General features: G+C 71.4%; 8 protein-coding genes. 4 read left to right on the top strand and 4 right to left on the bottom strand.

What is annotated here, in order from left to right; translation table 11 throughout:
• Positions 1 to 437 (top strand): ACT domain-containing protein (locus tag WMJ97_RS13615; RefSeq protein ID WP_347349545.1); only part of this gene is annotated, 437 nt, incomplete at its 5' end.
• Positions 438 to 461: 24 nt separating this feature from the next.
• Here WMJ97_RS13615 and WMJ97_RS13610 read toward each other — a convergent pair.
• Positions 462 to 1,106, bottom strand: coding sequence for a response regulator transcription factor (locus WMJ97_RS13610; protein WP_347349544.1), 645 nt, complete (start codon positions 1,104 to 1,106; stop codon positions 462 to 464).
• Complete coding sequence (locus WMJ97_RS13605; RefSeq protein ID WP_347349543.1) at positions 1,103 to 2,242, bottom strand: histidine kinase; 1,140 nt, start codon at positions 2,240 to 2,242, stop codon at positions 1,103 to 1,105. The genes WMJ97_RS13610 and WMJ97_RS13605 overlap by 4 nt, the downstream gene beginning before the upstream one ends.
• A gap of 418 nt (positions 2,243 to 2,660) precedes the next feature.
• Here WMJ97_RS13605 and WMJ97_RS13600 point away from each other — a divergent pair, with 418 nt between their 5' ends.
• The 3 genes from WMJ97_RS13600 to WMJ97_RS13590 all read left to right on the top strand — a co-directional run bounded on the left by WMJ97_RS13600 (position 2,661) and on the right by WMJ97_RS13590 (position 5,552).
• Positions 2,661 to 2,855 carry a hypothetical protein gene (locus WMJ97_RS13600; RefSeq protein WP_347349542.1) on the top strand — a complete coding sequence of 65 codons (195 nt, stop codon included), beginning with the start codon at positions 2,661 to 2,663 and terminating at the stop codon, positions 2,853 to 2,855.
• Between the two features lie 154 nt (positions 2,856 to 3,009).
• Positions 3,010 to 4,872 carry a dihydroxy-acid dehydratase gene (gene ilvD / locus WMJ97_RS13595; protein ID WP_347349541.1) on the top strand — a complete coding sequence of 621 codons (1,863 nt, stop codon included), beginning with the start codon at positions 3,010 to 3,012 and terminating at the stop codon, positions 4,870 to 4,872.
• 59 nt (positions 4,873 to 4,931) lie between these two features.
• The gene (locus WMJ97_RS13590; RefSeq protein ID WP_347349540.1) at positions 4,932 to 5,552 is read left to right on the top strand and encodes an HAD-IA family hydrolase; all 621 of its coding nucleotides are present in this window, start codon (positions 4,932 to 4,934) and stop codon (positions 5,550 to 5,552) included.
• Positions 5,553 to 6,318: 766 nt separating this feature from the next.
• On the opposite strand, the gene WMJ97_RS13585 is transcribed toward WMJ97_RS13590, so the two are convergent.
• Together WMJ97_RS13585 and WMJ97_RS13580 are read right to left on the bottom strand one after the other, a co-directional pair.
• A complete protein-coding gene (locus WMJ97_RS13585) occupies positions 6,319 to 6,993 on the bottom strand; it encodes a thiamine phosphate synthase (protein WP_347349546.1) in 675 nt (224 codons plus the stop codon).
• The coding region (locus tag WMJ97_RS13580) for a hydroxyethylthiazole kinase (protein ID WP_347349539.1) at positions 6,990 to 7,323 on the bottom strand (334 nt) is incomplete at its 5' end. The genes WMJ97_RS13585 and WMJ97_RS13580, both read right to left, overlap by 4 nt.

Raw genomic sequence — 7,323 nt, 5'->3', positions numbered from 1 at the left:
CTGAGTCACTGCTCGCGGCGGGCGTCCGGGCGGCCGAGGCGCGGCAGGTGTCGGTGTTCCTGGAGAACGAGCCCGGCATCCTCGCCGAGGTGCTGCACCGGCTCGCGGACGCCGGCGTCAACCTGCACACCATGTCGGTGGCGGAGACCGAGCGCTTCGGCATCCTGCGGACGATGGTGAGCGACCCGGACGCCGCCGTCGCCGCCCTCGACGAGCTCGGCGTCGTCACGATGGTCGTGGACGTGCTGGTGGTGGAGGTGCCCAATCGTCCGGGCGGGCTGGCCGAGATCGTGCAGGTCTTCTCGGACGCCGGCGTCAGCGTCCGGTACGTCTACGCCGAAATGGGCGGGACAGCCGACCGCGCGGTGCTCATCATGCGCCTGAACCCCTCCGAGGGGGCGCTCACCCTGCTGCTGGACGCCGGCGTCCTGGGGTAAGCCGCGCTCGCCCAGCGCGCGCCGTCAGTCGAGCCCCAGCGCGTGCGCCCGGACGACGATCTGCAGCCGGCTCGACGCGCCGAGCCGGCGCATCAGTTCGTGCACGGACGCCTTCACGCTCGACTCCGACAGGTGCAGCCGGGCGGCGATGTCGGCGTTGGAGTCACCCTGGCACAGCGCGTCGAGCACCTCCCGCTCGCGGGGCTCCAGGGCGAGGGCCGGGCTGGCCGCGTTGCCCCTGGTCTGCTCGACCCACCGCGACAGCGGCGCCCCCGAGAGGACGCGCAGCCCGCGGTGCGCGGCGCGGACGGCCTCGCGGAGCGCCGCCGGCCGGGTGCTCTTGAGCAGGAACCCGACCGCGCCGGCGCGCAGGGCGGCCTGCACGGCGGCGTCCTCGTCGAACGACGTGAGCATGAGCACCTGGGTCTCGGGGTGGTCGGCCTTGATGGCCCGCGTGGCGGCGACGCCGTCGAGCACGGGCATCTGCACGTCCATGACCACCACGTCGGCGTCTCGCGTTTCGAGGAGGGCGCACGCCTCCCGGCCGTTCTCGCAGGTGCCGATGCACTCCAGGTCGTCGCCCACCGACAAGTAGTCGGCGAGCGCCTGGAGCACCATCGCGTCGTCGTCGACCAGCAGCACCCGGATGCGCTCGGCCGCCCCGGTCACAGCGACTCCCTCGCCGGCGCGCTGCGCTGACCTGCGGCGAGCGGCACGGCGACCCGCGTGATCCAGCGGGTCGAGCCCATGCCCGCGGACGCCGTGCCCCCGAGCGCCTCCGCCCGCTCCTGGATGCCGCGCAGCCCCAGGGGCTCCTTGCTCGACATCGTCGGAAGCGGGTGCGGCTCGTTCATGAAGACCAGCTCCGCCTCGCGGGCGTCCACCGACACCATCACCGTGCACGGCCCGCGCAGATCGCCGTGCTTCACGATGTTCGCGGTCGCCTCGCGCGCGATCTTGCCGAGCGAGTCGGCCACGCTCTGCGGCAGCCCGTCGAGCTCGCCCTCCTGGCTCAGCGAGACGGTGAACCCGCGCGCCCGCAGGTCGGCGCAGCAGCCGGCCAGCACTTGGTCGAGCGGCTCGAGCTTCCAGCCGGTCTCGCGCGCGTCGGTGCCGCTGGACGCCGTCCGCAGCAGCCGCAGCATGCCCCGCAGCTCGGCGATGGACTGGTGGCCCGTCTCGATGACGAACTCGAGGTCGTCGTCGGTGGCGCCGCCGTGGATCAGCGCCCGCTCGCACCGCATCACCATGAGCGACAGCGAATGCGCGACGGTGTCGTGCAGATCGCGGGCCAACGCCTGCCGCTGCGCGGTCAGCGCCCGCTCGCGCTCGGCCTCGTGCAGCAGCGTGCTGGCCCGCATCGCATACGACACCAGCCACGTGATCGCCAGCAGCACCGACCAGAACGTGATCGATGGGACGATCGCCCCCGGGCCGGCCTTGCGATACCCGTCCCACGTCAGCAGGCCGACGAGGATCGCCGAGTAGGCAATCCACGACGGACGCCGCAGGTCGGCGTCCTCGCCGAGGACGGGCAGCACGGAGGCGAACTGCGCCATACCGCCCCAGCCGAGCGGGGCGACCACCAGGGCCGCGAGCGTGACGAGGGTGAGGACCTGCCCGACCCGCGTGTGCTTCACCCCGACGATCACGGACGCCAGCACCGCCAAGTCGAGGGCGAGCCCGCCCAGCGGCTCCGCGTAGGCGAGGGTGGCCACGACCGTCGCGACCGCGATGAGGCCGACCAGCGCGACCAGCAGCGTCTCGCGCGTCAACGTCCGCAGGTGCAGCAACCCCCTCTTCATAGCAGCAGCCTGCCACGGTGTCCCGACGTTGAGCGGCCGGATTCGCGCTCCGACTGGATCATGCGCCGAGAATTGACCAAAAGGACAAACATTGTGTCTGAAAGTTCGGAACCGGCCCGGCGGGGTCGTCGGGACGCCCGTCCCCTGCCAGGCTGTTCCTCGCCAGAACCACCCCGGTCAGGAGGCAGCAGACGTTCCGCGCGAAGCTCGCGATCGTCACCGTCGTCGCCATCATCGGCGCCGTCGGTGGAGTGGTCCCCGCCGTCGCGCAGCGGGATCTCTGCGACATTTTGCCGTGGTTGCCGCCGTGCCACCGGTACTTCGGCGCGACCACGAACTGAAGATGTGCGGTCGGCGGGTCCCACGCGGGTCCGCCGACCGTCACCACCGCCGTCGCTCCCGGCGCCCCGTCGCCGACGTGACCGGCCGCACGGCCCACCCGACTACCCCGCACCACGAGGAGGGCTTCATGATCCGCAAGGTCGCCGCCGCCACGATGGCGCTCATCGTGCTGGGCTCCTTCACCCCGCCGATGGACTGGTGGGACATCTGCAAGCACATGCCGTGGCTCCCCGGGTGCTACCACCCGGCCACCCAAACGTTCACCGGCTAGACCGGTTCTTCCCTTGACGGGACTCTCGGGGGGAGACACGCCCCGTCCGTTTCGGCGCCGAGCATCCGACCCATGCTCGGCGCCGAACGCCGTCGGGAGGCTGCGCGCGGGGCGCTAGCCTGGGGTGCTGACGCTTCAGAAAGAGGGATTCCCCATGCCCGAACTCCGCTCCCGGACCACGACTCACGGCCGCAACATGGCGGGCGCCCGCGCGCTCTGGCGCGCCACGGGCGTTCAGGACGCCGACTTCGGCAAACCGATCGTAGCGATCGCGAACAGCTTCACCCAGTTCGTGCCGGGCCACGTCCACCTCAAAGACATGGGTCAGCTCGTCGCCGGCGCCGTCGCCGAGGCGGGCGGCATCGGCCGCGAGTTCAACACGATCGCCGTCGACGACGGCATCGCCATGGGCCACGGCGGCATGCTGTACTCCCTGCCCAGCCGCGAGATCATCGCCGACTCGGTCGAGTACATGGTGAACGCGCACTGCGCCGACGCGCTCGTGTGCATCTCCAACTGCGACAAGATCACCCCCGGCATGCTCATCGCGGCCATGCGGCTGAACATCCCGACCGTGTTCGTCTCCGGCGGCCCCATGGAGGCCGGGCGCCTGCTCGGCGACCGCATCGTGTCCGGCGCCCCCGACGAGGGCGGCGCCGAGCGGCTCGACCTCATCGACGCGATGATCAAGGCCGTCGACCGCGAGGTGTCGGACGAGCAGATCGCGTCCATCGAGGCGAACGCGTGCCCGACCTGCGGGTCGTGCTCCGGCATGTTCACCGCCAACTCCATGAACTGCCTCACCGAGGCGCTCGGGCTGTCGCTGCCGGGCAACGGGTCGACGCTCGCGACGGCGTCCGCCCGCAAGGGTCTGTTCGAGCGGGCCGGACGCCTCGCCGTCGACCTGGCCAACCGCTACTACGGAGGCGACGACGCGTCCGTGCTGCCGCGCTCGATCGCGACGAAGGCCGCGTTCGAGAACGCGATGCGGCTCGACATCGCGATGGGCGGATCGACGAACACGGTGCTGCATATCCTGGCGGCGGCCCGCGAGGCCGGCGCCGACTTCACGCAGGACGACATCGACCGGCTCTCCCGCGAGACGCCGTGCATCTGCAAGGTGGCCCCGAACACCCACGACTTCTACATGGAGGACGTGCATCGCGCCGGCGGCATGCCGGCGATCCTCGGCGAGCTGCACCGCGGCGGCCTCCTGGACGACTCGGTGCACGCCGTGCACGCGGCGTCCGTCGACGACTGGTTGAACGCGTGGGACATCCGCAGCGGTCAGGCGTCCCCGGAGGCGATCGAGCTGTTCCACGCGGCGCCGGGAGGCGTCCGGACGACGGAGGCGTTCTCGTCCACGAACCGCTGGAAGACGCTCGACACCGACCCCGAGCACGGCTGCATCCACTCGGTGGAGCACGCCTACACCGCCGACGGCGGGCTCGCGATCCTGAAGGGCAACATCGCGGAGGACGGGGCGGTCGTGAAGACGGCGGGCGTCCCGGAGCACCAGTGGGTGTTCCGCGGGCCGGCGAAGATCGCGGAAAGCCAGGAGCAGGCCGTCGAGATGATCCTGGGCGGCCAGATCGTCGCGGGCGACTGCGTGGTCGTCCGGTACGAGGGGCCGAAGGGCGGCCCGGGGATGCAGGAGATGCTGTACCCGACCAGCTACCTCAAGGGCGTCGGGCTCGGGCCGCAGTGCGCGTTGATCACCGACGGGCGGTTCTCGGGCGGGTCGTCCGGGCTGTCGCTGGGCCACATCTCGCCCGAGGCCGCCGCCGGCGGCGCGATCGGGCTGATCCGGGAAGGCGACATCGTGTCGATCAACATCCCGGAGCGCACGATCGACATCGAGGTGGACGCCGACGAGCTCGCTCGCCGTCGCGAAGAGCAGGACGCCGCCGGCTGGCGTCCGGCGTCCCGGGAGCGGACCGTCAGCAACTCGCTGAAGATCTACGCGTCGCTGGCGCTGTCGGCCGACAAGGGCGCCGCGCGGCGTCAGCTCGACTGACGCCGGGGGCGTCCCCGATCGTCGCCTACCCCACCGAGCCCTCCGACGGAAGGAACCCCATGCCCGCGACCGCCGACTCCCCCATCAAGGCCGTTCTCTTCGACTGCGACGGCGTCCTGCAGTGGCCGGTCGCCGGCTGGATCGAGGGCATCGACGCGCTCATGGAGCGCGGGACGTTCGCGGAGCTCGACCGGCGTGAGCAGACGTCCGCGGTGACGGGTCAAGTGCCGTTCCGGGACGTGGTCGCCGAGTATCTGGACGAGCTCGGCGAGACCGTCGAGGTCGACGTGCTGGTCGCCGAGTGGCACAAGTACGACGTCTGGGCCGATTCGCTCGCGCTGGTCGATCAGGTGCGGGAGCGCGGCGTCCGGTGTTACGTGGCGAGCAACCAGCAGAGCGACCGGCTCGCGTACATGCGCGACCACAACGGGTACGAGCGGCACTTCGACGAGCAGTTCTACTCGTGCGAACTCGGCGTCGCGAAGCCCGACGTGGCGTTCTTCACGACCGTGTTGCGGGGAATCCGGACTCCCGCGGAGGAGACGCTGTTCATCGACGACAAGCAGGCGAACGTGGACGCCGCGGCGTCCGTGCAGATGATCGCGGAGCGCCTCGACCCGCGGGAGGGGCCCGACGGACTGCGGCGCATCCTGCTGGCGCACGGGCTGCTGGACGGCTGAGGCGGCCCCTGGTTTTGAGGGGCGCGTGAAGGCGCGATCACTGGCGGTTTTGTCGGGCGTCCGGGTTATTTGACGGATTAAAAGGACTGGCGAGCGGGCGTCCGGGGGTGGGAATGATGTCCCTAGTCAGCGCGATTGTGAGGACAGGGCGGGCGGCGTCCCCCATTCTGAGGACGGGGACGGCTGCCCGTCCCCAGATGGGTGACTCGCGAGGCGTGTCCCCACCTTTGCGCCGGTGTCCAGGGTCGTCCAGAGTGGTCAATTAACTGATCCGCATACGGCCATACTTGATGTCGGAAGGTTGTTCGGGGGAATCAACCAACCAGCGTCGGCCAAGCCCGGGGGAAAAGGGCCAACCGGCGAGTCACATCGGACCAACGTGACACCCGGCAGGCCATGACCACGCCAGCCACAGCCGACAGCGGCCTCTCTTGGGCGGGGGAACCCGGAGGGGCCGCTGTTCTGTCCCCGTGTGCGTTTCTATGCTGCGCTTTCCACACTGGGGTGTGGCTTTTGTCACACACCCAGGGGGACGCCCGCCCGCATGTCAGTGGGACGCCCCCGCCTCTCTGCCGGGCAGTTCCTTCCCTTGGACGCCGCGGCCGACGGCGCGGATCACATCGGCGCCGCGTGCGGCCCTTGCGAAGAAGTTGTGTCCGACCTGTCCCCCGGACGCCGCTCGCCACGACCGTCGCCGCCCGGGGCCGTGTGACGTTCTCCACCCCAGAAGGTGGAAAACGTCAGGTAGAAACGCCCCCCGGGGCGATCAGGGAGAAACGCCCCCGGGGCGAGCGGCCCGTCCCGCATCGAAATCGGCGAGGGCCTTCCGGACGACCGCCTCAGGGTCTCGCGCGGCCATGATTCCGCGGACCATCGCCACCCCCGCCACCCCGGTCGCCGCCAGCCCCCGGACGTCAGCGGGCTGCACGTCCCCGATCGCGACGATCGGCATCAGCGTGGCCGCCACGAGCGCCGGGTATCCCTGCAGACCGAGGGGTTCGCGTCCGGAATCCTTCGTCGGCGTCTTCCGGAACGGGCCGGCGCCCACGTAGTCGATCACGTCGGCGTCCTCGTTGGCGCGACGCACCAAGTCGAGCGTGCCGGTCGTCACGCCGATCACGGCCTCCGGGCCGAGCATCTCCCGGGCGACGCGCGGCGGCGTGTCCTCGGCCCCCACGTGGACGCCGTGCACGTGATAGCCCATCCGCATCGCGAGCCCGGCGACGGCGACGTCGTCGTCCACGAGCACGTGGGTGTCGGGGTTCGCCCGCCCGACGGCGTCGGCGACGCGGCACACCAGATCGAGCCGCTCCCAATCGGACGCCCCCTTCAGCCGCACCTGCACCACGCCCGCCCCGCCGCGGGCCGCCCGGGCGGCGACGGCGATCGTGCTGCGCCCCGCCCCGGACGTCACCAGGTACACCCGATAGTCGATCCTCAGCCCCACCGCACGCCGCCTTCCACCTCGGCCGGCGTGACGAGGAACAACTCGTCGAGCAGGCCCACCCTGAAGCTCCCCGGCCCCCTGGACGCCGCCGCGGCTCGTTCGGACGCGACCGTCAGCCACGCCGTCGCCGCCACCGCCGCCTCGAACGGGTCCGCCACCGCGCAGCAGGCCGCGGTCAGCCCCCCGAGCGCGCAGCCGGTGCCGGTCACGCGGGTCAGCAGCGGCGACCCGCTCGCGATGCGCCGCACGCGGTCGCCGTCGGTGATGACGTCCACGGGCCCCGACACGGCGACCACCGACCCGCTCGCCCGCGCCAGCGACGCC

The sequence above is a fragment of the Nigerium sp. genome, assembly GCF_039811905.1.
Lineage (GTDB): Bacteria > Actinomycetota > Actinomycetes > Propionibacteriales > Propionibacteriaceae > Propioniciclava.
This window is presented reverse-complemented; position numbering and strand designations above follow the sequence as displayed.